This is a genomic window from Wolbachia endosymbiont of Phyllotreta cruciferae (genome assembly GCF_918697765.1).
GTDB classification, from domain to species: Bacteria; Pseudomonadota; Alphaproteobacteria; order Rickettsiales; family Anaplasmataceae; genus Wolbachia; species Wolbachia pipientis.
Genome location: NZ_OU953855.1, coordinates 905,846 through 929,759 on the forward strand (window position 1 = coordinate 905,846; position 23,914 = coordinate 929,759).

General features: G+C 36.0%; 17 protein-coding genes and 6 pseudogenes. 14 read left to right on the forward strand and 9 right to left on the reverse strand.

What is annotated here, in order from left to right; translation table 11 throughout:
• Positions 1-184: 184 nt before the first annotated feature.
• Positions 185-1,018, forward strand: a pseudogene (gene ltrA / locus NL281_RS04220) (group II intron reverse transcriptase/maturase).
• A gap of 54 nt (positions 1,019-1,072) precedes the next feature.
• Positions 1,073-2,161: an IS481 family transposase gene (locus NL281_RS04225; protein WP_253303703.1), complete on the forward strand. Its 1,089-nt coding sequence runs from the start codon at positions 1,073-1,075 to the stop codon at positions 2,159-2,161.
• A 13-nt stretch (positions 2,162-2,174) separates the two neighbouring features.
• Here NL281_RS04225 and NL281_RS08755 read toward each other — a convergent pair.
• Positions 2,175-2,513, reverse strand: a pseudogene (locus tag NL281_RS08755) (pyrimidine dimer DNA glycosylase/endonuclease V); the annotation flags it as partial.
• Positions 2,514-3,434 carry an Rpn family recombination-promoting nuclease/putative transposase gene (locus NL281_RS04230; RefSeq protein WP_253302975.1) on the reverse strand — a complete coding sequence of 307 codons (921 nt, stop codon included), beginning with the start codon at positions 3,432-3,434 and terminating at the stop codon, positions 2,514-2,516.
• A 396-nt stretch (positions 3,435-3,830) separates the two neighbouring features.
• On the opposite strand from NL281_RS04230, the pseudogene NL281_RS04235 reads away from it, so the two are divergent.
• Positions 3,831-4,094 (forward strand): annotated as a pseudogene (locus tag NL281_RS04235) (RNase H family protein); the annotation flags it as partial.
• Between the two features lie 207 nt (positions 4,095-4,301).
• On the opposite strand, the pseudogene NL281_RS04240 reads toward NL281_RS04235, so the two are convergent.
• Positions 4,302-4,556, reverse strand: a pseudogene (locus NL281_RS04240) (RNase H family protein); the annotation flags it as partial.
• 396 nt (positions 4,557-4,952) lie between these two features.
• On the opposite strand from NL281_RS04240, the pseudogene NL281_RS04245 reads away from it, so the two are divergent.
• The 3 genes and pseudogenes from NL281_RS04245 to NL281_RS04255 form a co-directional block, all read left to right on the forward strand.
• A pseudogene (locus NL281_RS04245) lies at positions 4,953-5,501 on the forward strand (Rpn family recombination-promoting nuclease/putative transposase); the annotation flags it as partial.
• Positions 5,502-5,927: 426 nt separating this feature from the next.
• Positions 5,928-7,715 (forward strand): group II intron reverse transcriptase/maturase, encoded by a 1,788-nt coding sequence (ltrA, locus tag NL281_RS04250; protein WP_253302976.1) that lies wholly within the window; start codon positions 5,928-5,930, stop codon positions 7,713-7,715.
• A 95-nt stretch (positions 7,716-7,810) separates the two neighbouring features.
• Positions 7,811-8,113: pseudogene (locus tag NL281_RS04255) on the forward strand (nuclease/transposase family protein); the annotation flags it as partial.
• Positions 8,114-8,219: 106 nt separating this feature from the next.
• Here NL281_RS04255 and NL281_RS04260 read toward each other — a convergent pair.
• Positions 8,220-9,575 (reverse strand): phosphomannomutase/phosphoglucomutase, encoded by a 1,356-nt coding sequence (locus NL281_RS04260; protein ID WP_155968310.1) that lies wholly within the window; start codon positions 9,573-9,575, stop codon positions 8,220-8,222.
• A gap of 138 nt (positions 9,576-9,713) precedes the next feature.
• On the opposite strand from NL281_RS04260, the gene NL281_RS04265 reads away from it, so the two are divergent.
• The 5 genes from NL281_RS04265 to NL281_RS04285 all read left to right on the forward strand — a co-directional run bounded on the left by NL281_RS04265 (position 9,714) and on the right by NL281_RS04285 (position 14,471).
• Positions 9,714-9,857 carry a hypothetical protein gene (locus tag NL281_RS04265; protein ID WP_253302978.1) on the forward strand — a complete coding sequence of 48 codons (144 nt, stop codon included), beginning with the start codon at positions 9,714-9,716 and terminating at the stop codon, positions 9,855-9,857.
• 150 nt (positions 9,858-10,007) lie between these two features.
• A complete protein-coding gene (locus NL281_RS04270; protein WP_253302979.1) occupies positions 10,008-11,951 on the forward strand; it encodes a coiled-coil domain-containing protein in 1,944 nt (647 codons plus the stop codon).
• A gap of 54 nt (positions 11,952-12,005) precedes the next feature.
• Positions 12,006-13,094, forward strand: coding sequence for an IS481 family transposase (locus NL281_RS04275; protein ID WP_253303725.1), 1,089 nt, complete (start codon positions 12,006-12,008; stop codon positions 13,092-13,094).
• Positions 13,095-13,702: 608 nt separating this feature from the next.
• Complete coding sequence (locus NL281_RS04280; protein WP_007552904.1) at positions 13,703-13,966, forward strand: hypothetical protein; 264 nt, start codon at positions 13,703-13,705, stop codon at positions 13,964-13,966.
• The gene (locus tag NL281_RS04285) at positions 13,956-14,471 is read left to right on the forward strand and encodes a transposase (protein WP_253302980.1); all 516 of its coding nucleotides are present in this window, start codon (positions 13,956-13,958) and stop codon (positions 14,469-14,471) included. The genes NL281_RS04280 and NL281_RS04285 overlap by 11 nt, the downstream gene beginning before the upstream one ends.
• Positions 14,472-14,823: 352 nt before the next feature.
• Here the strand turns inward: NL281_RS04285 and tsaD are convergent, their stop codons facing one another.
• The 3 genes from tsaD to NL281_RS04300 form a co-directional block, all read right to left on the reverse strand.
• A complete protein-coding gene (tsaD, locus tag NL281_RS04290; protein ID WP_253302981.1) occupies positions 14,824-15,831 on the reverse strand; it encodes a tRNA (adenosine(37)-N6)-threonylcarbamoyltransferase complex transferase subunit TsaD in 1,008 nt (335 codons plus the stop codon).
• A gap of 439 nt (positions 15,832-16,270) precedes the next feature.
• Positions 16,271-17,008: a WD_0702 family putative metalloprotease gene (locus NL281_RS04295; protein WP_458695369.1), complete on the reverse strand. Its 738-nt coding sequence runs from the start codon at positions 17,006-17,008 to the stop codon at positions 16,271-16,273.
• Positions 17,009-17,536: 528 nt separating this feature from the next.
• A complete protein-coding gene (locus NL281_RS04300; RefSeq protein WP_253302983.1) occupies positions 17,537-18,673 on the reverse strand; it encodes a cysteine desulfurase family protein in 1,137 nt (378 codons plus the stop codon).
• A gap of 155 nt (positions 18,674-18,828) precedes the next feature.
• Between NL281_RS04300 and NL281_RS04305 the strand changes: the two genes are divergently transcribed.
• Positions 18,829-19,527, forward strand: a complete 699-nt coding sequence (locus tag NL281_RS04305; RefSeq protein WP_151808056.1) for an alpha/beta hydrolase — start codon at positions 18,829-18,831, stop codon at positions 19,525-19,527.
• 237 nt (positions 19,528-19,764) lie between these two features.
• Here the strand turns inward: NL281_RS04305 and NL281_RS04315 are convergent, their stop codons facing one another.
• Positions 19,765-20,439, reverse strand: coding sequence for an ABC transporter ATP-binding protein (locus tag NL281_RS04315; RefSeq protein ID WP_065106727.1), 675 nt, complete (start codon positions 20,437-20,439; stop codon positions 19,765-19,767).
• A 39-nt stretch (positions 20,440-20,478) separates the two neighbouring features.
• Positions 20,479-20,940 (reverse strand): HesB/IscA family protein, encoded by a 462-nt coding sequence (locus tag NL281_RS04320; protein ID WP_010081891.1) that lies wholly within the window; start codon positions 20,938-20,940, stop codon positions 20,479-20,481.
• A gap of 47 nt (positions 20,941-20,987) precedes the next feature.
• Between NL281_RS04320 and NL281_RS04325 the strand changes: the two genes are divergently transcribed.
• Entirely contained in the window at positions 20,988-22,187 is a 1,200-nt protein-coding gene (locus tag NL281_RS04325; protein ID WP_253302985.1) for a deoxyguanosinetriphosphate triphosphohydrolase, read from the forward strand.
• The gene (gene ribD, locus NL281_RS04330; protein ID WP_253302986.1) at positions 22,187-23,269 is read left to right on the forward strand and encodes a bifunctional diaminohydroxyphosphoribosylaminopyrimidine deaminase/5-amino-6-(5-phosphoribosylamino)uracil reductase RibD; all 1,083 of its coding nucleotides are present in this window, start codon (positions 22,187-22,189) and stop codon (positions 23,267-23,269) included. The genes NL281_RS04325 and ribD overlap by 1 nt, the downstream gene beginning before the upstream one ends.
• Positions 23,270-23,914 lie beyond the last annotated feature (645 nt).

Consider the following 23,914-nt stretch of genomic DNA (forward strand, 5'->3'; position numbering starts at 1 on the left):
TAGCAGTAAGAGCCAGGCAAGATAAACGATTGAAATTTAATCGTTAATTCATCTGATAAACGCAGAGAATCTTGCTGAATGTTATAAAGAGCTAAAGCATAACAAAGCATGCGGTATAGACCAGGTGACAGTAGAAGCTTATGGAGAAAATCTTGAAGAGAAGCTCAACACTCTGGTGGATAGTATGAAAAGAAAGCGATATCAACCGCAACCAGTGAAAAGAGTATATATACCAAAAGCTGGAAGCAAAGAGAAACGCGGGCTTGGAGTACCGTCTACAGAAGATAAGTTAGTCCAGATAATGCTGAAGAAGATATTAGAAAATATTTATGAAGCTAACTTTCTGGATAACTCATATGGTTTTCGTCCTGGTAGAAGCTGTCATCAAGCGGTAAATGCACTAAATAAAGCAGTTATGTACAGACCAACTAACTATGTAGTAGAAGTTGATATCAAGAAATTCTTTGATAATGTCCAGCACAAATGGCTAATGAGATGCTTGAGAGAACGGATAACAGACCCAAACATACTGTGGTTAGTAAAACGATTTCTTAAGGCAGGAGTAGTCGAAGCAGGACATTATGAAGCAACTGAACTAGGCACACCTCAGGGGGGAATAGTAAGTCCTATACTAGCTAATATATAGTTGCATTATGTGCTGGATTTGTGGTTTGAAAAGAAATTCAAGCTAAGATCTAAAGGTTATATGGAGCTAGTTAGGTATGCAGACGATCACCTGATTTGCTGCGAAAGAGAAAAAGATGCTAGAGAACTCTTAGAGTCACTGAAACAAAGGCTAGGAAAATTTGGACTGGAAATATCTGAAGACAAAACAAGAATAGTAAAGTTTGGCAAAAAGGAGTGGCAACAAGGAATAAGGGAGAAACGAAAAACGGAAAGTTTCAACTTTCTAGGATTCACCCATTATGGTACAAGGAGTCGTAAAGGTAGAGTAATGGTAGGTCATAAAACCTCGAAAGAAAATCTATCTAGAAAACTTGTATTAAACAAGACTTGATCTGACACTTTAAAAAAGTAAGTTATAAAATAATAAAAGAAAGGAGTGTTAGAAATGAGTACAATACAAACAAAAATACTAAAACCAAAGCTAGGGTTATTAGAACTAGCAAAACAACTAGGAAATGTATCTCAAGCATGCAAAGTGATGGGATACTCAAGAGATACATTTTATCGATTCAAAGAGTTGTACGAAAATGGAGGAGAAGAAGCATTACATGAGATAAGTAAGAAAAAACCTCTATTAGCGAATAGAGTTTCCGACGATATAGAAAGAGCAGCGATTGGTATAGCAACAGAATTTCCAGCATATGGGCAAGAAAGAGCTGCAAATGAACTGAGAAAAAGAGGTATAATAATTTCTCAGGGAGGAGTGAGATCTATATGGCTGAGAAATGATCTTGAAACTTTCAAGAAAAGACTTAAAGCACTGGAAGCAAAAGTAGCTCAAGATGGAATTATATTAACCGAAGAGCAACTTGCAGCTTTAGAAAAAGTTAAAGAACAAAGAGAAGCACATGGTGAAATTGACACCGAACATTCAGGTTATTTGGGTTCTCAAGATACCTATTATGTAGGTAATATAAAAGGTATAGGAAGAATCTACCAGCAGACCTTCATTGATACTTATTCTCGAGTAGCATTTGCCAAGCTTTATACAGACAAAACGGCTATTACTGCTGCTGACTTGCTGAATGATAGAGTGATACCATTTTTTGATGAGCAAAATGTGCCATTATTGCGTATCCTTACAGACCGAGGAACAGAGTATTGTGGTAAGCCTGAAAATCACGCTTATCAGCTTTATTTGGGAATCGAAAATATCGATCATTCTAGGACCAAAGCCAATTCTCCACAGACTAATGGCATATGTGAAAGGTTTCATAGAACTATGCAAGATGAGTGTTACAATATTATCTTCAGAAAGAAAATCTACAATTCTTTGGAAGGTCTACAGATTGATGTTGATTATTGGTTGCGTTCTTACAATGAAACAAGACCGCATTCAGGTAAATATTGCTATGGTAAGACGCCTATGCAGACTTTTCTTGATAGCAAACATGTTGCTTTTCAGAAAAATATTAGTAGCATTACACAAGAGACTGATATTAGTTTTGACTACCTCAATTCTTCTGTCAGTTAATTCTTGTCTGTCAGATTAAGTCTTGTCTTTTACAATCACACCAATCTATTACTTTCTCTGACTTATGTTTTCTTTTGTATCGCCACGTATACTCTTTACACAATTCTTTTCCGTACTCTATCAACCAATAGAAGTTCCCTTTTGATTGCCTAGCCCACAAAGAACAAGGATGATTGTTGTGAGTCAGTTTATATGGGACTTCTGTATTCTGATTTATGATACTGACAAAAGAATTTGGATGCTGTTGAAAAAACATTACTCAATAATTGAGCAGTTTCTAATGGCATTTTTACTATATACATAACATTTGCGCCGCAATTGCTGGGTTTTCATCTAGTACAAAGATGTTCATCTAGACATCCAAAGAGCTTAAGTCTTTGATTTCGTCAGCTGTAAGACCAGTAGTTTGGGCTATAATATCAATAGAAACTCCTGCTTTAAGTAGGTTTTTTGCGACTTCAATGTCCCTCTCTTTGCGACCTTCCGCTCTGCCTTTTTCATGTCCGATTAGGATGCCTTTTTCTTCCCCAACCTTAACACCTTCATCAAATTTTTGAGCGAAAGCAGCTATCTCATCCATTAGACGTTTTTTCCTTTGCTCATATGCTAGTAATTCTTCTTCCGACCAATTAAACTTATTCATCTCTTCATAAGCTCGTTTTATTATTACGTCACTACCAACTATTTTATCTAGATCCTCTTCCCTTGTTTCTGCTGCATATCGAAAAAAATAACACCACTTTTCAACTATATTTTCTAGTTGGTCTTCTTTCGTCTTTGTAAATTTTGGTAGTTCAATGAATACGAAATAGAAATCCTTTAAGTCATGTTCATTGGTATTCTCATCCCGAATAGTATGATTTGACCTGTACTCAGTCTTGTTTGGAAAAATAATACAATCAGCAACAGCAATAAAGATAATTTCTTTGAGGTTATGATATTCATCTCCCTGGTCAGCTTGACTTGAGTAGGCTTTAGCAGCATAATACTGAGCACGCTTTTCAAAGCCTTTGGTTTTAGTGAACTGCATCTCTATTATGTACCTGGAGCCTTGAGAGTCCTTGCAAAGAACATCGACAATACTCTGCTTTTTAGCGGCAATCTCAGGGTCCATAATAGTAGCTAAAAATTCTACGTCCTGAATTGCAGCTAAGCCAGTAAAGCCTAAAATATCGTTCAGAAAATGAATGAGGATATCTTTATTCTTTTCAGAGCCAAATATTCTTTTAAAGGCGTAGTCATTGCGCGCATCAAGAAATTTAGAAAGAGCCATGAGAAATTAACCTAAAAAGCATTAATAATTATACACAATTCTGAAGAAATGTTCAAGTTTTTTATTTTTTTAAGTTTTGAATGCGTTGATGAAAAAAATGTCTTCCATAGATGGCTTTAGAATGCTACTATGCACCTTAGACGTCCTTTTGTACATCTTTTATTAACCCTTCTATAAAGTATCTTAAAAGGCCGGCAAATGGATGCAATGAGTTTGAAGCTATAGGAGACATCAAAGATACGCTTTTTGGTGTGGGAGCCTAATAAAAATACGAGCGTAAAAACTCAATTACGATTATCGTGAGATTAACCTCTCACACCTTCATAATAAAAAATCAGAAACTTAATATCAACATATTTCAGTAGAAAATTTATGTTAAATCCGTATCCTGTGAGTATGGGCGAAAAAAAGAAGGTTACAATATATACGGATGGAGCTTGTTCTGGAAACCCTGGTCCAGGAGGCTGGGCTGCTGTAGTTATGTATGAAAATAAAAGTGTCTTTATCAAGAAACGTATTTCTGGAGGTGAAGAAAACACAACGAACAACAAGATGGAATTAAAGGCTGTAATTAACGGGCTAAAGATGTTAAAAATTTCTTGTGAGGTTATTTTACATACAGATAGTCTCTATGTTAAACAGGGTATAACACTTACTATTACCCACAAATATAAATGTTTGTTGCATAGCTCTTAATGGCATAACTTTTGCTTGAAATAACTGTTTATATGGTGCAATTTACAGCTTTTAGTTGCTAAAATTATAACTCTTAGTTTAATAATTTTAATCTAATAAGCTTTCAGGTTAATAAAATTAAATTATTTGAGTAAATACAATACTATGTTTTTATTTGTGGGTAATAGTAAGTGTTATACCCTGTTTAACATAGAGACTATCTGTATGTAAAATAACCTCACAAGAAATTTTTAACATCTTTAGCCCGTTAATTACAGCCTTTAATTCCATCTTGTTGTTCGTTGTGTTTTCTTCACCTCCAGAAATACGTTTCTTGATAAAGACACTTTTATTTTCATACATAACTACAGCAGCCCAGCCTCCTGGACCAGGGTTTCCAGAACAAGCTCCATCCGTATATATTGTAACCTTCTTTTTTTCGCCCATACTCACAGGATACGGATTTAACATAAATTTTCTACTGAAATATGTTGATATTAAGTTTCTGATTTTTTATTATGAAGGTGTGAGAGGTTAATCTCACGATAATCGTAATTGAGTTTTTACGCTCGTATTTTTATTAGGCTCCCACACCAAAAAGCGTATCTTTGATGTCTCCTATAGCTTCAAACTCATTGCATCCATTTGCCGGCCTTTTAAGATACTTTATAGAAGGGTTAATAAAAGATGTACAAAAGGACGTCTAAGGTGCATAGTAGCATTCTAAAGCCATCTATGGAAGACATTTTTTTCATCAACGCATTCAAAACTTAAAAAAATAAAAAACTTGAACATTTCTTCAGAATTGTGTATAATTATTAATGCTTTTTAGGTTAATTTCTCATGGCTCTTTCTAAATTTCTCAATCCAAAATTAGACTTAACCTTCAAAAAAGTCTTTGGTACCGAAAAAAATAAGAACATTCTTATTCACTTCCTCAATGATATCTTAGGATTTACCGGGATAGATACTATACAAGAAGTTGAGTTTCTTAGCACCTACATGGATCCTGAAGTCGCCTCTGATAAACAAAGCATTGTTGACGTCCTTTGCAAGGATTCTAGTGGGTTCAGATACGTGATTGAGATGCAGCTCGCTCGTGATAGAGGCTTTGAGAAACGCGCTCAGCTATATGCTGCTAAAGCTTATTCAAGGCAGGTTGGAAAAGGTGGCGAGTACATCGATTTAAAAACAGTATTCTTTATTGCTATTTCCGATAATACGCTATTTCCTGAGGAGGTTGAGTATATTTCCACTCATAATATACGAGATATAAAAACCAACGGACATTACTTAAAAGATTTTCAGTTTGTCTTTATTGAGTTGCCTAAATTCGCAAAAAATAAAGTAGAGCAGCTAGAAAGTACAATAGAGCGCTGGTGCTTTTTTTTCAGTGCGACCTGGAAGGTCATGGTTTTGTGGTGGTTAAATTCCATCTTCCCAGACATCAGGGATAATGTATATCTCACATTTCAAAGAGTGGCAACCTCTGGGATGCAAGCATGAGATAAAAGCAGGTAACACTAAATCTCGTGGTGAATCCCTGCAAACAGAGTTAGATATGATTACGAGAGAAACCTATGTTTGAATTGTCGTCAAAGCATAATATGCGAAAAGAGATTGAACTACGCATAGACCAAAATGGTACGAAGCAAAAAGGGAACTAAAGATTGAAGACTTTAGTTATTGATGTTCCAAGCTTCCGGCAAATAGTAGGAATCTAAGTTTAACGTGAAACGAAGCCATGGAACAGAGTAACCACATAGAAGCTCTTATATTCATTAAAATATAAGTAAGTAGCCAGCCACAAGCTACTATGTGGAAGGATTGTTTAAGAAGCTAATGCCCAAAGTAATATCTGGGATATGCAGACGTAAACACTTTAATTTGGAAGGTAAAGTGGTGAATAGTAGTGAATATGTTATGGACCAGCAAAAAGTTAGGTATGAATGGAATGGAATTCCTTGGCGCAAGCTAAAGAAATCTTCATTTAAGCTACAAAAACGAATTTACCAAGCTTCTAAATGTAATGATATCAAAAAGATGCATAATCTTCAGAGATTATTACTCAAATCAACAAGTGCAAAAACACTCGCTGTTAAGAAAGTAACACAGGACAATAGGGGGAAGAAGACTGCAGGTATTGATGGAAAAGCTAACCTTAATCAAAAAGAAAGATTACAACTATCATATTCTTTAGATATAAAAGAAAAAGCAAAGCCATCAAGACGTGTCTGGATTCCAAAATCTGGTAAGCCATCGGAGCATCGCCCACTTGGTATACCCACTATATCGTGTCGAGCAAAACAAACACTTGTAAAAATGGCTTTAGAACCAGAATGGGAGGCAAAACTTGAGCCAAACACTTATGGTTTTAGACCTGGTAGATCATGTCATGATGCAATTGAAGCCATATTTGATGTGCTAAAACAGAAAACAGCATATGTATTAGATGCTGATATTTCTGGATGCTTTGACAATATTAACCATAATAAATTGCTTGAAAAGCTCAATACCACACCAACATTAAAGAAAATCATAAAAGGATGGTTAGGAGCTGGTGTTATGGAAGATGGAAAGCTTCAATCCACAAAACGTGGTACAATTCAAGGAGGGACGATCTCACCGTTGCTAGCTTGTGTTGCATTACACGGATTAGAGCAACATGTCAAAAAAGCATTAACAAACGAACTCTTTCAATGCATGAAAAGAAAATATGGTAGGATATCGCATAGAAACGCGCAAAAGTCTATTAGTGTAATTTTCTACTGTGATGATTTTGTCATCATACATGAAAACGAAGAGATTATTCTTAAAGCAAAAATTTTAGTTGAAGAATGGTTAGAAACCATTGGACTAAAATTAAAGCCCTCTAAAACAAGAGTTTCTCATACATTAAGAACCATTGACGAAACAAAACCAGGATTTGATTTTCTTGGATTTTCAATAAGACAATATCCAATAAAAGAAAGTAAGAAAGGTTACAAGTTATTAATCAAACCAAGTCGTAATTCTATAAAACAGCATACACTAGCTATTAAACATAAACTCAGAGAAATGCGTGGAGCACCACAAGAACGTGTGATAAAGGATCTCAATCCAATAAACAGAGGATGGAGTCAATATTACTCCTCGGTAGTTTCATGTAAAATCTTTAGCTCATTGGATAATATTATGCATAGAAAACTCTGGAAGTGGGCAGTTTTTAGGCACCCAAACAAAGGGAGATGCTGGATAAAAAGAAAGTACTTTAAGAAGTATAATAACGAAAACTGGCGCTTTATGACAAGTAACAAGGTACGTCTTACTATACACAGCGATCATGTTATTAAACGACATATCAAAGTGCAAAAAACCAGATCCCCATATGATGGTGATTGGGTATATTGGGGTAAACGTCTGAGAAAAATACCAGATAAGCCACTAGGAGTAATAAAATTATTGAGGTTGCAACAAAGTAAATGCGATAATTGTAGACTATGGTTTAAAAGTGATGATACAATAGAAATACATCACAAAGACCGGAATAGACGAAACAATATGATCACAAACTTATCTTTGTTACATGGACATTGTCACGATGAATTACACAGGAGGTGTGCATGAAAAGCACCAAATTAGAGAGAAGCCGTATGAGGCGCAAAGTCTCACGTACGGTTTTGCAGTCGAGTGAGGAAGGGCGACCTTCTTCACTTAGACAACAATATGCAGATGAAACTAGCGAAGAAGAATTGGAAAAGATAATAGGTAGTGATGTAATAATTAAAAAGGCATATGAAGAACTAAATAGATTCAACTGGTCAGAGAAAGAATTTATTGCCTACGAACAGGAAATAAAACGTATTCGTGATGAACGGGCTGTTCTTGAACAAAAACTTGATGATGCTAAAAAGGAAGGAAAAATTGAAATTGCAAAAACAATGCTGGCTAATAATGTTGATGTCACCACTATTGTTAAGTTTACTGGCCTCTCCATGAGTGAGATCAAAGAATTGCAGAATTAAGTGGACCCGCAAACGGTTACACGAAATAATGCTGCAGCCTGACCAGATGATAAGTACATTTAGCCTATTTATCTTTATACTTTTATGCCAATTTTATAAATCAAATTTATTTCTGTGAGTAGCTACAATTTAAAGACCTTGCTTCATCAATGTAATGGAACAAAACTTTTTTAGTAAGTTCAAAACCTTCTAAAGTCTCTCCTTCGCATCTTGCTGTAATGCAGTTTTGCGTATTTGATACCCTAAGAAGCCACCAACCTTTATTATCGGTTACCTTAACACCATCAAGATCTGAAAATACAATATTTTGCTGCTCCAGTGTTTTCTTTATTGATTCAATTATTTGAAACTTTTTCTCATCTTTCACTACAATCTTCACTTCATGAGTGATATATAACTTCGGTAAATCCTCAATCACCTGAGATAGGCTTTGGTTTTTCTTAAGCAAAATGTCAACTGCTTTAACAGCAGAATATAGCCCATCATCAAAACTTAGCTCAGAAAAGAAGAAGTGCCCGCTTAATTCACCAGCAAACTTTGCCTCTTCCTCTACCATCTTCTTCTTAACTAGTGAATGTCCAGTAGCACAGGTGATAACTTGCCCTCCTAACTTGCTAACAAAATCATGCACTTTCATACTCATTTTTACGTTAGCAATAACTTTGCTTTCTGGATATTCCTCCAACACTTCACGTGCAAAAATTATAAATAAATGGTCATTGGAAACAACGTTGCCTTTATTATCAATTAAGCGCACCCTATCGCTATCGCCATCTAGCGCAATGCCAAGATCACATCCATATTCCTTCACAATGTCAATTAATTGAGCAAGATTTTTTTCCTCTATGGGATCTGGATCATGCAGTGGAAATGCCCCATCTATAGAGTTATTGGTTACGATGTGCGTATGACCAGGCAAGATCTTTTCAATATACCTTATAATTCCACTTGCTGGACTATTTCCACAATCCCAGGCTATTTTTAATTTCTGTGTAGTATTATTCTTCACTGCACTTTTCAATATGCTAATGTACTCACTATATATATTTATGTTAATTAAGCTTCCAATTCTTGTGCTGTTTTTAATTGGACTGCTTATAATTTCCTTCATTTCTTGATCTGAGAAGACTTTTTTATTACTAAAAAATTTAAAGCCATTATATTCGCTGGGGTTATGAGAGGCAGTTATTATGATACCAAGATCCGCCTGTGTGATTTGTGTTGCAGCGTAAAGCATAGGTGAAGAGCATAGTCCAACGCGTATAACATTTGCACCGGATAAAGTTAAGCCCCTAATTAATTCTCTTTCTATACCTGGTGAATCTATTCTGCTGTCGTAGCCGACACAAACACTAACTACGGTTTGGCCAAACTTTCTACCTATCTCGTACCCATCATTAATCTGCAAGTCTTTGCCTATTATACCTCTAATATCGTATTTTCTTATAATGGTATTGTCCATACTGCACTGCTTAAGGAGTAACTACTATATAACATAATGGACAAGTGTTCAAATTTCTTCTTTATTTACCCACATAATTAGTTGATTTTTTAATTAAAATTGTTAGTATTGTAGTATATTTTCTAAAAATGTAAAATTATGCCATGGGAGAACGAAAATGTATTTATAGCTGAGGGTCAAAGTTTAAATGTAGATGAACAGCAGAAAAAGGATATTTTAGATGTGATTGAATCCTTACTATTACCCACAAATAAAAACATAGTATTGTATTTACTCAAATAATTTAATTTTATTAACCTGAAAGCTTATTAGATTAAAATTATTAAACTAAGAGTTATAATTTTAGCAACTAAAAGCTGTAAATTGCACCATATAAACAGTTATTTCAAGCAAAAGTTATGCCATTAAGAGCTATGCAACAAACATTTATATTTGTGGGTAATAGTAAGGATTGAATCTTGTAGCAGCTTTCAAGAGACTATAAAACAATTGGAGGAAAAAAATTTAATCTGGTATTTTATTGGCCCTTTACGCAAAGATGAGAACATTACAGGACAGATAAATTTAAAGTGGGAAAAGGAGTTCCAAAAATTTGAGCAATCAATAAATGAAACACATAGAGAATTTGAAGCATCTTTACCAAATCAAAATTTCTTAGCGTATTCAACAAAAGATGATGACTTCAAAATTAGATTTGAAAATGAAGAAAAACCAATAGAAATTAGCAATATTTTAAGGGCCAGCAGTGAAGGTAAGGTTTATAACATATCTTTAGGGAAAGATAGTCAAATAACTGCAACCAAAAAAGGCAGCAAAAGGCACTATGATTTTACTGGTTCAAGCTCATGTGAAATGACCATTAATTGGCAGGCTAAGGATTCTGAAGGTAACAGCATAGACTGTAGCATGACCGTAAAATTGGATTCTGGTGGTATACAGAGTGTTATTGGTGAGCCAAAATTTGGAGGAATAACGAGTTCAGAAGAAGTATTAAAGTTAGTTGGACAAAATAAAGAAGTTTTTATCAACAGAAAAACTCTGTATCAAGCTTTTACTGATATAGGTCAAGATATGGACAGTCTCGAGCCCACACAAGATCTATCATCGCAATTGCCTACACCAAGCAGCAGTGGGTATTCCTCTCCTAGCACACCTTCTTCACGTAGAAGTTCTATATCCACCAGCAGTGAATTTAGTGATGAAGATGAAATATTTGAGGATGATATGTCTGGTGATGAAGAAGAGTATGAGCAAGAAGGATTAAAAGATGAAGTTGAGGAATTAGAGGAAGAAAAAGAAACATTTGCTAAATATTTTGCAGTGCAGGCAAAGCAGCTTGAGGATCTAAGATTAGAACGTGACTCCTTGAGAGATAAAGTCCATGAACAACAGCGAGCGATATTTGAAAGAGGTCAAAGAATAAAGGAACAAGAGGAAGAACTACAGGATAAAAATGATGTAATAAAGAACTTAAATGATCAGTTGAAAGATAAGGAAGGTGAAACAAATGAGGCAAATAAAGAATTACAGAGAAAATTGAAGCAAAGTGAAGCTAATTTAACTGTACTAAAGGAAAAGAATGCAAATTTGGAGAATGACCTGAAGAAAATAGTGGAAGGTTTAAACGATGATCATAAAAAGCAGTTGGCAGAACAGTTAATGGAAACAAAAAAGGAAAACAATACATTGGCTGAAACGGCGAACCAATTGTCTAAAGAATTAAATGGATTACAGAGAGAAAAGGAAGACTTAGAGAGGAAAATTCGACAACTTGAACCTGGAAGATCACTTGCAGATGAGCTAAGCGAAGAAAATACGAAGGGGGAAATAGAAAAGCTTCAACGTCAGCTTAAGGAAAAGGAAGATATGTTACAAGAAGAGTTGAAATCTGCCAAAGAGAGTCTAGAGCAACTGCAGAACATATTACAGCAGGAAAAAGGTCAGGCAACTCAAACTGAAGTTGAATATGAAAGTAGAGGAACAAGCATGCAGCAGCAAGACCAAGGTATACAAGCTGTAAACAACAACTCAAGCAGAATAGCTAGGGGGTTAAGACAAGAAAACAAAAAATTGACTAGAGACAAACTAACTATATCTGAACAATTAAAACAAAAAATAAGAGAGATTGACGAGTTAAAGAAAAATTTAAAGCAACTGCAAGAAGAAAATAAACAACTAAAACAAGAAGTTACCAAAAATGCAGGCGTTGATGCATCATCTTCAACAGGTCAAAAAGAAGCTAAAGAAGCAGAAGTTATACCGCAAAACATTATGGATTGGCCTGTTCCAATTCCAGACGATAAACCAGAAGAGCAGAAAACTCCATTAGAGCCAATCAAGGTAAATACAGAATTATCTGTATTAAACAAGACTTGATCTGACACTTTAAAAAAGTAAGTTATAAAATAATAAAAGAAAGGAGTGTTAGAAATGAGTACAATACAAACAAAAATACTAAAACCAAAGCTAGGGTTATTAGAACTAGCAAAACAACTAGGAAATGTATCTCAAGCATGCAAAGTGATGGGATACTCAAGAGATACATTTTATCGATTCAAAGAGTTGTACGAAAATGGAGGAGAAGAAGCATTACATGAGATAAGTAAGAAAAAACCTCTATTAGCGAATAGAGTTTCCGACGATATAGAAAGAGCAGCGATTGGTATAGCAACAGAATTTCCAGCATATGGGCAAGAAAGAGCTGCAAATGAACTGAGAAAAAGAGGTATAATAATTTCTCAGGGAGGAGTGAGATCTATATGGCTGAGAAATGATCTTGAAACTTTCAAGAAAAGACTTAAAGCACTGGAAGCAAAAGTAGCTCAAGATGGAATTATATTAACCGAAGAGCAACTTGCAGCTTTAGAAAAAGTTAAAGAACAAAGAGAAGCACATGGTGAAATTGACACCGAACATTCAGGTTATTTGGGTTCTCAAGATACCTATTATGTAGGTAATATAAAAGGTATAGGAAGAATCTACCAGCAGACCTTCATTGATACTTATTCTCGAGTAGCATTTGCCAAGCTTTATACAGACAAAACGGCTATTACTGCTGCTGACTTGCTGAATGATAGAGTGATACCATTTTTTGATGAGCAAAATGTGCCATTATTGCGTATCCTTACAGACCGAGGAACAGAGTATTGTGGTAAGCCTGAAAATCACGCTTATCAGCTTTATTTGGGAATCGAAAATATCGATCATTCTAGGACCAAAGCCAATTCTCCACAGACTAATGGCATATGTGAAAGGTTTCATAGAACTATGCAAGATGAGTGTTACAATATTATCTTCAGAAAGAAAATCTACAATTCTTTGGAAGGTCTACAGATTGATGTTGATTATTGGTTGCGTTCTTACAATGAAACAAGACCGCATTCAGGTAAATGTTGCTATGGTAAGACGCCTATGCAGACTTTTCTTGATAGCAAACATGTTGCTTTTCAGAAAAATATTAGTAGCATTACACAAGAGACTGATATTAGTTTTGACTACCTCAATTCTTCTGTCAGTTAATTCTTGTCTGTCAGATTAAGTCTTGTCTTTTACAAATTATCAGATCCAAAATCAATCTCCGCTGAGGGTCCGGAAAAATCTCCTCCTCTTTCAAAATGATGAGTTTTGCTTCTATAGCTGACCCAAGCAACACGTCATCCCGCGATTTATTCGCGTTATCTCAGCCGCTAACACGTAGCGGGATACTTAACCGTCATACCGTGATTTATTCACAGTATCTCTTAGCCACTAACAAGCAGCGGGATGACAGCAATCCTACGTCATGCCGCCGCGGTATCTCTAGATCCCGCTAACTAGTAGCGGAATGACGAATTTTTGTTTTTCAAATTATAGCTAAACATACTGTAATTGCTATTGAATGATGGAGAGACATACTCCATTATTTTAGCACGAAGTAACAAATTCAATGAATTGGTTCTTCAAAAATAATTTAAACTTTTACAGTAGGTCATGAAATATTATAGCGATCTCATTAAAAGAAACTTTTATAAGTATCGTTGATGAGAAAGGAAAAGTTGTTAAGGAAGAAGTTGTTGCAAGCGAAAGTAAGGCAATAGCAGATTAGCCAAGGCAAAAAATACGAACCCATAGGAATAGAAAGTGGATAGTTGTCAATATCAATGTGCAAAGAGTTAAGGAGTTTTGGATTACCAGTAATTTGTGTAGATGCAAGGCATATGGCAGCAGCGTTGTCTGCAAGAATCAATAAGAATGATAAAAACGATGCGAGGGGTATAGCGCAGATGATGAGAAGTGTTAGTAAAATCAGTTGTCAAATTAAAATAGCGCTTGGAAGCAGAAGACAGCTAATGTGTAGCAAACAGCAGGTTATTGGAACAATAAGAGGGTTGTTGAAGATACATGGTCGGTAAAGGATCAAAATTTGAAACTTTCGCTTTAAGAATACAAGAGGCAATAAATAATTTGGATGAAATCAGTAGGAGTTCAATTGAAGCGTTAGTTTGTAGTTTGGAAGCAATAGAAAAGTCATTAAGAAAGCTTGACAAAATGCTTTCAGAACAAGGTGAAAAAGACGATGATTGTAAATTGTTAACTACTGTTCCAGGAGTGGGGATTATAGTAGCAATGACGTATAAAGCTGCAATTGATAACTCACATAGGTTTGAGAAATCTGATACAGTTGGAGCATATATAGGGTTGACACCAAGGCAATATTCTTCTGGAGAAGTTGATCGGCATGGCAGCATATCAAAGATGGGACCAGCGGAATGTAGAAGTATGTTATATGAAGCTGCACAAACAATGCTTACAGTTACCAAGAGGACATTTAAATTAAAAAACTGGGGTTGCGAAGAAAAAAGGAATGAAAAAAGCAATTGTAGCAGTAGCAAGAAAATTAGCTGTAATTATGCATAGGATGTTGGTTGATAAAACAGAATTTTATTATCAATAAACATCAAAAGAGCATAGGACAATAATTTTATTGAAAATAAAGATAGCAATGCCGATGGAAGGGACAAGCAAGAACTTAGTTAGACTTCGTGGTAAACATGTTGCCGTCCACTTCCGCCTAACAAGTATAATGCGGCTTGACAAATTTATTGTCATCTCAGACCGCGGAGAGAACCATATGCTACTTTTAACTTATGTAAAATTACCAAGGATTATGGAGAAGATATGCTGTTTTGATTTGTGTGAAAATTATTGTTGACTTATGTGCAATTAGAGAACCTAAGTCACTTTAGCTATAATTCAGAATTGAGAGCTTTTAATAACTCTCTAACTCCCACTTAGGTCTTGGTGCAAAATTAAGTGGATCTATATAATTTTTCTGTAACCTTTCAATTCCTGTCCATCCAACCATAATTGCATTGTCTGTACATAGGTCGTTAGGGGGAAAAAATATGTTTAAGTTTATGTGTTGTTTTAATTTTTCTCTCAAGAAATTATTTGCTGCAACTCCGCCGGTAATCACAAAGTCATTGATTTTGATATTTAAAGATTCGGCCATAATAATCGCATTACTAACCCTGTCCAGCAGTATGTCACTAATACACTCTTGAAACGAAGCACATACATCACACACATCTTGCTCGCTCATTTTAAGTTCTTGCACTAAGTTTTTTACTGCTGTTTTAATTCCAGAAAACGAAAAGTTACATCCATAACGTTTTATCATTGCCCTTGGCAATTTAAATCTTGCACCATTGCCTTTTTTAGCTAACTTTTCAATTAATGGCCCTCCGGGATAGCTTAAACCCAGCATCTTAGCAACTTTATCAAATGCTTCTCCTAGTGAATCATCGAGCGTTTCTCCAAGTTTAATGTATTTACCTACATCCTGTGCAATTAAAAATTGACAGTGACCACCTGATATTAGTAGGACTAAAAATGGAAATTTTACCTCATGCAGTAACCTAATAACCAATGCATGCGCTTCTAAGTGATTCACTGCAATGAATGGTTTTTGTGCTACATGCGCAATTGCTTTAGCCATCATTGTACCAACTATTAATCCACCTATGAGTCCTGGTCCTGATGTTGCTGCAATTGCATTGAGGTCACAAAAGTTAAGGTTAGATTTTTCCACGGCGCTTTTTATTAGACCACTTAAATGCTTCATATGAGCACGTGAAGCTATTTCAGGGATCACCCCACCACGTTTTTTGTGTTCTGCTTGGGAGAGAATTTCGTGAGCAAGGACTTGCTTGTCACTATTTACAATCGCTACTGCAGTTTCGTCGCAGCTTGTTTCAACAGCTAAAATGGTTTTCATGTATATTTAGTTACTGTATTACCAAAACTATACTTTGAAACGCTGTAGAAGTTAACTGCAAAGTTAACTTCTATAGCTAAAAGATTTACCGACAACCGTCATTCCGCTACGTGTTAGCTGATGAGATACCGCGCACAACTGTACGAACATTCATTCTTAAAGGTAAACTGCACAGCAAATGGTGTCATTCCAGTGCTTGACACTGGAATCCAGCCTTGCCGTAATCTCATCAAGAACGTTGTGTTTTAACATAAGATCAGCCACTTTTATGCTCACCAACTTAGTGCCCAATCCAAATTCCTGGATTCCAGTGTCAAGCACTGGAATGACACCATCTACTACTCAAATTACCTGCAAATTGCAATGTTCGTACACCAAAAGAATGAATCACGGTATGACGGTTCGCGGCGGCATGACGTAGGAAAACCTGCACTATAAGCTAATCATCATCTCCAAATATAGAGCTAATTTTTTTGCCCCCAGGAGAAAATTTATTAGTCCAACTGCTTTGCACTTTGGTTACGTCTTTAGTGGCAGTTTTATTGCTGTATTCCTTGATTTCCTTATCTATTCTCTCCATCATTTGTGAATCAAGGTAGCTCTTTTTCCATTGGTCAGTAGCAAGGAACACTTTGTTTAAGTCTTGAGTGCGGATTAAGTATTCTTTATCTTTAGGGTAAACCTCCTGCGCCCAAGCAAATAGCTCAAAATAGCGTGCAAATAATTCAGATGCACGTGATTTTGCAGTTTGATAAGCCTGTATCTCCTTAAATATAACTTGGCCGATAATTTTCTGCACAAGAATATTTGCTTGCTTTAGGTTCTGCTCAATATCCTGGTAAACTTTATGGAGGAATTCCTGCTCCAAATTTAAGTTCAGTTCATTTTCAACCATGTGTGAAAGTTCATGCACTATAATGTATGGGTTTGACTTCCTCAGTACAATAACATATCTATTTACACTGGAAGACCTGATTGTCTTACACACTCCCTCTTCCATATTCACTAATCCCTCTTGGTATATCTCAAACGAAAGCCTATTTTGCTTTATTAGTGACAAAGTGAGGTTTAATGTGTTTCTAAACTTCTCAAATTGATAGAGATATTCGACATACCGTATTGCATTTTCACTGCTTCCTACTTGAGTTGCTTGTTTTATTAAATTCCTGATTAGCATACCTTATTATTAAAGGAATTTTTTTTATACTCAAGAATTGATTGGCTACAAAGTGTTTTTAGGAAGCCTGATTGCATAGCTAAAGTAATTCATGTTTACTGATAACCGTCATACCGCTGCTTGTCAGCGGGATCTATGGTGAGATACCGCGAATGAATCCATAGCTGTACGAACATTCATTTTTGAAGGTAAATTGCACAGCAAATGGTGTCATTCCAGTGCTCTTTTTTTGTCATCCCAGTCTGGGATCTATTTTGCATGTAACTCCAATTGTGTTTTGGCATAAAACGCGACACGTATTAGACTTATTTGCAAGCAAAGCTTGCTAGATCCAAGTAGTCAGGGCACTGGAATGACACCATAGGGGCACTGCCGTCATAAAGGAACCAGTGTCAGCTACTTGGATGACAGCTAGCCTAACAACCGTCATCCCGCTGCTTGTTAGCGGGATCTAGAGATACCGCGGGGTTGTAAAGTAATTTTTCACATCTAATGCTCGGCCAGTGCCTGCATGATACCACGTATTATCTATACCAAGGTGTTCTGCTTGTAGATATTATACCAACAATCCACTATTTTTTTTATGTCTTGTGGTTTAGTTTCTGGACCTATACTGATTCTAATTGAACACTCTGCTTGCTCTTTTGTTGCCCCCATTGCAAGCAAAACATGGGAAGGCTCAACTTTTCCAGAAGAACATGCGGAGCCATTACTAACTGCAATATAATTCAAGTCAAAATGCATGAGCTGCACATCACTCTTTACTCCTGGCATATAAATAAAACTTGTGTTTGGCAGCCTCTTAGAGTTTTTACCGAAGATTCTTATGTCACTGGCAAGATTTAATAATTCACACTCTAATTGATCGCGTAGCTCCTTTACTTCATCCATTTTTGATAAAAGATCTGGAATATTTTGCAGTGCAGCAGAAAGGCCTGCAATTGCAACAATATTTTCCGTACCACCACGAAATCCCTTCTCTTGTCCACCACCTATTATAATAGGTTCTATCGCAAGTTCTTTATTGAATATTAAAACTCCACTGCCTGCTACACCGCCAAATTTATGGGCGGATAAAGTGAGTAAATCCACTCCTAAATCTTCCATATTAACTTTAATTTTCCCAACACTTTGAGCAGTGTCAGTGTGGCAAATTGCTCCAAACTTGTGTACTATTTTAGCTATTTCCTCAATAGGTTGAATAACTCCGGTTTCGTTATTTGCCATCATAACTGAAACTATTGCTTTGTTTCCTTTAAGTTCGCTTAGAATTTTTTCTAGCTCTAAAAAGTCAACAATGCCCTCCTGATTAACAGGTATTATATATGGATTACATGCAGAATTAAGAATTGAAGGATGCTCTATAGCTGAAATTATATGCAGGTAGCCTGCTATTCCTCTCATAACAAGGTTATTCGCTTCAGTTGCACCAGACGTAAAAACTATTTCTTTATCACTTGAAACGCCAATAGCACCACGTACGTTATCTCTTGCATCCTGAAGAATCTTCCTCGCTTCTTGTCCTCTCTTATGTAGTGATGATGGATTGAGCGTTTGTTTTGACAAGACCTCAAATATACTTTTTTTTACATTTTCACTAATTGGAGCAGTTGCATTGTAATCAGCATATACGCAACCACTATTTTCTAAAGAGAATGGATTCATCTGTCACTTAAATAAGTTTACCATCAACTATAGCCATAACTATGTACGTTAGCTTTAACACGATAAAAAATTTATTGCAAAAACAGCGAAATTAATACATAATTAATAACTCACGTCATCAATACCTGTCAAGCGGGTTCTTATTAGGAGTTACCATGGTTGAAGTTTTTTTAAATAATGCAACAAGAAAGATAGAAGGTGAATACCACCAAAGCAAAGATGCCAACGCGCCGGTTGTGCTGGTTTTACATCATCATCCTCAATATGGTGGTAATATGGATAGTAAAATTGTACATAGTACATATACGTCTTTTATCGATAACAATTTTTCTGCATTGAAAATTAACTTTCGTGGTGTGGGAAAATCTACCGGAACTTTTGATAAGGGTATAGGAGAATTAACTGACGCTGCGGTAGCCATTGATTGGCTTCAGGAACATAATCCTAGCAATGTTCCAATTTGGATCGCTGGTTTTTCTTTTGGAGCATGGGTGGCTATGCAGCTAACAATGCGCCGCCCTGAGATAGTGGGTTTTATTGCTCTTTCTCTTCCGGTAACTAAGTACGATTTTTCTTTTCTTTCTCCCTGTCCAGTTTCTGGGCTTATAATACAAAGCAGTAATGATACAATCTCAGAAGAAAGCGATGTAACAGAATTAGCAAAAAGGTTGATAAATTCAGTAAGAAGTGATCACATGAAATACCATATAATAGATGATACTAATCACTTTCTAAAGGATAAAGAAGAGGAAGTGACTCAAATCGTGGACAATTATATAAAACTGCGCTTGAATAGTGCAACTATTTCTTTTCAAAAGGTCAAAAAAGAGGTAAGGGTAAAAGAATATGCCTAATCTTTACAAACAAGAGAAATGAGTGTAGTAATATAAATGAAAAGGTTTTGTTATGTTTAAAAAGCTATTATTTTTTGTTTTAGCTGTGTTTATGTTATCGGGGTGTTCCCTAAGTAAACAGCGTAAGTTAAAAAGTCCGTGTATAAAAAGCAATGAAAGCATTTCATGCGAGTTATACTCTGTTAATGATATTGGTTAGATAAGTATAAGGCATAGAAATTGTGCTATTTTTCCTATTCACAACTTCACTAATGATCGATCTCTCAATTGGAAAATGCAGTCTGCCTTTTCTGCAAGGAGATGATTGTGTGTTACTATAAGCATAGAGCTGTTATTTTCCTTTACGTATGAATGTAGCAGTAAAAACACGTTAAAAGAATTTGTTGGATCTAAGTTTCCTGTTGGCTCATCTGCAAGTAAAAGCTTTGGAGAATTTACAATGCTTCTTGCAATTGCAACTCTCTGCCTTTCCCCACCCGAAACTTCAGATACCATGCTACTTGCTTTGTTTTCCAGACCAAATTTTTCCAACATTGCTTGCGAATTTTTTTTTGCTTCAGCTTTGCTTTTTCCTGCAATGAGTTGAGGAAGCATAATATTTTCCAACACCGATAACTCTTGTAACAAATAGTGAAATTGATAAACAAAACTAAGAAAATTTCTTCTTACATGAGTTTTATGCTTATTACTGGCTTGTGTGCAATTTATTCCATCTATCGTAACTATACCTGAAGTTGGCTTGTCCAACAAGCCTGCGATTTGCAATATAGTTGTTTTCCCTGCACCTGAATTGCCAATCAGCGCTACTACTTGCCCTCTTGTAACACTTAAGTTGATATCCTTTACAACAGCAGAATTGTCCTTGAAGCTTTTATCTACAGAAGTTAGTTCTAGTGCTACATTACCACCCATGTTTAAAAGATCCAGAAGGCATCTAAGTTTTAGTAATAATTAAACCGAAAAACTGTTACCACAACCACATTGAGACTTAGCAAAGGCATTCTTTATTTGAAAACCAGAACCACTGAGATCCTCAGTATAATCTATAACTGAGTTATTTAAAAATTTTGCTGAACAATTATCAACCATTAATACAGGGTTTCCATTTTCATCATTAATTACTATATCTTTACCTTTTTCGCTAAAACTGGAGTGGCTTCTATAGTCCTCACTTTCTTCATAGTCATCATCTTCGTCTTCGTCATCAAACTCATCATCGTAATCATCGTCTTCATCATCCAAAGATAGATTTTTATTCATTTGATCCATAAGAAAATTGTATTTGAAGCCAGAACATCCACCACCTGAAACTGCAACCCGTAAAATGGAACTCTTATCCCCTTCCTGCTCTGCAAGAGAGTGGATTTTTTTTAGTGCATTATCAGTTAAGTTGATGTTGTAATTTGTTGACATAGTAACCACCGTTTATTATTGATAACTTATTATAGTAGAAATTTTACATGTCAAACAATAATTTTCTATTAAATTATGCATGTTTTCCAAGCAAAACAAAAGGGAGATACTTCAAAGAGCCAGAAGATGAGAATCGCAGCTGCTTTCAGCGTGATAGGGACCGTATCATTCACTCTAATGCGTTTAGAAAATTGGAGTACAAAACACAAGTTTTTATCAATTATGAGCACGACTACTATCGCACTCGGCTTACTCATAGCCTTGAAGTTGCACAAATTGCAAGGTCCATTGCGCGTAGACTTGGCTTAAATGAGGATATCACTGAATGCATAGCGCTCGCACATGATCTTGGTCATCCTCCATTTGGTCATGCAGGTGAAGATGCTCTAAAGAAATCAGTTCAAGATTTGAATCTTGATAACGAGAAGTATGAGTTTGATCATAATATTCAAGCTATAAGGATTTTAACTTATCTTGAACAAAAACATGCTGATTTTGATGGTATGAATCTAAGTTGGGAGGTGATTGAAGGAGTTGCAAAACATAACGGTCCCTTGCTTGGTCAAAACGCGGAGTCTTCTACAAGTAATCAGCTGTTATTAGAATACAACAAAAAATATGATCTAAAACTTGAAGAATTTTCAAGCATTGAAGCTCAAGTTGCTTCAATTGCCGATGATATTGCTTACAGTGTTCACGATCTTGATGATGCACTCAGGGCGAATTTAGTAACCATCGAAGATTTGCTGAATGTTCCTTTAATTGAAAAAATGTTTAAAGACATAAGGAGCAGATATTCAGAATTGCCTCAGAGCAAACTCATACATGAATCACTGAGTGGAACTATAGGAACTATGATAAGTGATGTTGTTTCTCAGACTGAAAGAAATATTGAAGATCACAAAATAAAAAGCGTAGAAGACGTAAGAAGTCTAAATAAAATGCTAGTCACATTTTCACCAGAAGTTGCGAATGCTACAAAAGAAATGAAAAGATTCAACATGGAGAAAATATACAGAAGCTATAAACTGAGTAGAACGATGAACAAAGCAAAACGCATAATACAGGAACTCTTTCAATGTTTTTATGAAAACCCAGGATTACTTCCCACAGAGTGGAGCAAACTCGCTTGTGAATCTCAGCGTTCAGTAATAATATGTGACTATATCTCAGGTATGACAGATAGATTTGCTATACACGAGCACAGAAGAATTTTTGATACCTCATACGAAATGACTTCTTTCTAATGACTGATGATCATTTCATGTCAATTGCATTAAGGCTTGCAGAAAAAAATCTTGGAAATGTTGCACCAAATCCTGCTGTCGGGTGTGTTATTGTAAAAGATGGTACAATTGTTAGTGAGGGATATACAGGGATTGGTGGGCGTCCGCATGCGGAGGTAGTCGCTTTGCAAAACGCTAAAGATTCAACTCATGGCGCAACTATATATATCACTCTTGAGCCATGTTGTCATCACGGAGTCACGGGGCCTTGCACTGCAAAAATCATAAAAGCTGGCATAAAAAGAGTAGTAATTGCAACTATTGACCCAGATAGTAGAGTTTCAGGTGGAGGCATTAAAGCTCTGAAAGAAGCAGGAATTGAAGTTGAGCAAGGTATTATGCAAAAAGAAGCAGAAGAACTGAATGTCGGTTTTTTCACCACTAAAGAATTACATAGACCATTTATAGCTTGCAAAGTCGCAACAACTCTTGACGGAAAAATCGCAACATTTACAGGCGATAGCAAATGGATAACAAGTGAAAATACGAGAAACTGGGTGCATGAGCTCAGAACGAAATATGATGCAATTATGATCGGCAGCAATACTCTTATTAATGATGATCCACTCTTAACTTGCAGATTACCAGGACTCGGAAGTAGATCGCCAATAAGGCTAATTATAGATAGTCAAGGGAGATTAAAGGAAGAGCATAACATTGCAAAGACTGCAGACAAAGTAATAACTTGGGTCATCACAAATAAAGAAGTAGAGAAAAAAATAAAAAACATTAACTACTTGAAAGTCAATTCAAACGATGCAGGCAAAGCCTGCCTAAAGGACATGGCATTAAAACTTGTTTCAGAAATCGGTATAACAAGGTTATTAGTTGAAGGTGGAGGAGTGTTAATCACAGAACTATTAAAGTATAATTTAATCGACAGGTTGATAATATGCCGCAGTGGTAAAATTTTAGGCAATGATGCCACTCCTTTTGTAGGAGATTTAGGGATTCAATTCATTAACAACTGTTATCAGTTTAAAAAAACAAAGATAATAGAGTTTAGTGAGGATATAGTTGAGGTTTGGGATAGGTCGTCATAATCCTTACATACTCAAACAGTAAAAAAAAGGTATCCGTTCAGGCAATGGCGTCAACTTAAGGAAAAATATCAGCGATAGTGTATAAAATTTCTCTCTAAATTTTTTATCATTAAATTATCCAAAGAGTGCAATAAACAGCACTTTTGTTTCTGTTTTATTTCAACAAAGAAGTCTAAAATGTGTCCTTTTTAGGTGAAACATGCGTGCGCCAAGCAAAGTGCGTAAAGTCCAGTTGGTGAAAATCCAACCCAGGCAAAGCCTAGCCAGCAGGCTGGAACAAACCACTATGCTGCGTAAGGTAACGAGCGTAGTAAAGCTAGTGGAATGGACAACACAGGGTACAACGAAAGTGAAGGTATTGAGTCCCGAAATTCTCGATGTCATAGAGGTCGACACGTTGCATATAGTGGAAGACAGCAAGAAGGGTAACAATAGGGCAAGTTATCACTCACTCTATCGGGATCTGAGGCCGTATCACGTGTTGAGATGGAGTTTACGTAAACTTGGGAGATCCTTTGTATTCCTATTAAGGTACGTTGGAACAAGTCAACAAAGGCGAGTACTGACGGAAGATATAAAGGAAGTCGGACTGATTGATAGTACTCAGAGTGTGGGAAAGCCACATACAAGGGGAAGCGGTCAGCA

Excerpts from the sequence above, each read along its gene's own strand:
- NL281_RS04225 (WP_253303703.1), top strand. The coding sequence starts at position 1,073 with ATGAGTACAATACAAACAAAAATACTAAAACCAAAGCTAGGGTTATTA.
- NL281_RS04230 (WP_253302975.1), bottom strand. The coding sequence starts at position 3,434 with ATGGCTCTTTCTAAATTTCTTGATGCGCGCAATGACTACGCCTTTAAA.
- NL281_RS04260 (WP_155968310.1), bottom strand. The coding sequence starts at position 9,575 with ATGGACAATACCATTATAAGAAAATACGATATTAGAGGTATAATAGGC.
- NL281_RS04265 (WP_253302978.1), top strand. The coding sequence starts at position 9,714 with ATGCCATGGGAGAACGAAAATGTATTTATAGCTGAGGGTCAAAGTTTA.
- NL281_RS04275 (WP_253303725.1), top strand. The coding sequence starts at position 12,006 with ATGAGTACAATACAAACAAAAATACTAAAACCAAAGCTAGGGTTATTA.
- NL281_RS04285 (WP_253302980.1), top strand. The coding sequence starts at position 13,956 with ATGGTCGGTAAAGGATCAAAATTTGAAACTTTCGCTTTAAGAATACAA.
- tsaD (WP_253302981.1), bottom strand. The coding sequence starts at position 15,831 with ATGAAAACCATTTTAGCTGTTGAAACAAGCTGCGACGAAACTGCAGTA.
- NL281_RS04295 (WP_458695369.1), bottom strand. The coding sequence starts at position 17,008 with ATGCTAATCAGGAATTTAATAAAACAAGCAACTCAAGTAGGAAGCAGT.
- NL281_RS04300 (WP_253302983.1), bottom strand. The coding sequence starts at position 18,673 with ATGAATCCATTCTCTTTAGAAAATAGTGGTTGCGTATATGCTGATTAC.
- NL281_RS04305 (WP_151808056.1), top strand. The coding sequence starts at position 18,829 with ATGGTTGAAGTTTTTTTAAATAATGCAACAAGAAAGATAGAAGGTGAA.
- NL281_RS04315 (WP_065106727.1), bottom strand. The coding sequence starts at position 20,439 with ATGGGTGGTAATGTAGCACTAGAACTAACTTCTGTAGATAAAAGCTTC.
- NL281_RS04320 (WP_010081891.1), bottom strand. The coding sequence starts at position 20,940 with ATGTCAACAAATTACAACATCAACTTAACTGATAATGCACTAAAAAAA.
- NL281_RS04325 (WP_253302985.1), top strand. The coding sequence starts at position 20,988 with ATGTCAAACAATAATTTTCTATTAAATTATGCATGTTTTCCAAGCAAA.
- ribD (WP_253302986.1), top strand. The coding sequence starts at position 22,187 with ATGACTGATGATCATTTCATGTCAATTGCATTAAGGCTTGCAGAAAAA.